The organism is Cryobacterium sp. MLB-32, from assembly GCF_000738085.1.
Classification (GTDB): Bacteria; Actinomycetota; Actinomycetes; order Actinomycetales; family Microbacteriaceae; genus Cryobacterium.
This window is the reverse complement of sequence record NZ_JPRS01000566.1, coordinates 1-588: the sequence shown is the minus strand read 5'-3', so window position 1 is coordinate 588 and position 588 is coordinate 1. Positions and strand designations below refer to the sequence as shown.

At 58.7% G+C, this 588-nt stretch carries 1 protein-coding gene; it reads right to left on the bottom strand.

Features of this window, described 5'->3' with window-relative positions; all coding sequences use genetic code 11:
* Nucleotides 1-208: DivIVA domain-containing protein (locus JF66_RS19985; RefSeq protein ID WP_035880636.1), on the bottom strand; the 208-nt coding region annotated here is incomplete at its 3' end.
* Nucleotides 209-588: the final 380 nt, after the last annotated feature.

The following is a 588-nucleotide window of genomic DNA, read 5'->3' as shown; positions in this document are numbered from 1 at the left end:
GGCCGGAAAATGTCGGGCTTCCGACTTCTTCGATGATGGCGTTGAGCTCGTCGATCTGGGCGGATAGCCGCCGAACTTCCTTGCTGGATTCCGCGCTGTGGGTGTTGGCCTTGATCAGGTCGCGACGGAGGCCTTGCAGAGCCTTGGCCACCTCGTCTTTGTCGTAGCCACGGAAGACCTGGGTGAAATCAGATTCGTCGTTGGGCACGGTTTCTCCTCACAATTGTGCATCCACGGGACACGAGTCGGGCGCGACAGGAGTCCGGGAGGCCGATGCAACTTTAGTCTGCTCCCATGACAGGCGGTGGCACGGGCAGGGAGCCAATGTTCCCACTATTAGGCACCTATCAGGAGAACCAAGTATCGTAGAAGTCCGTGTCTGTTGCCATCGGACTCGAAATCACTGCGGGCGTACCCGCTGTGACCGTTCGGCAACACGGAAGGGTGATACGTGCGATTTGTTTTTGCCATCGTGGCATTCGTTCTAGCGGCCGTGATGATCAGTCTCGGCATTGCCCAGCGAACGATCTTTCTCGAGCCCTCAACCACCTCGCTGAGTGCGACGGTTGAGGGCAGCGCCCCGTACAC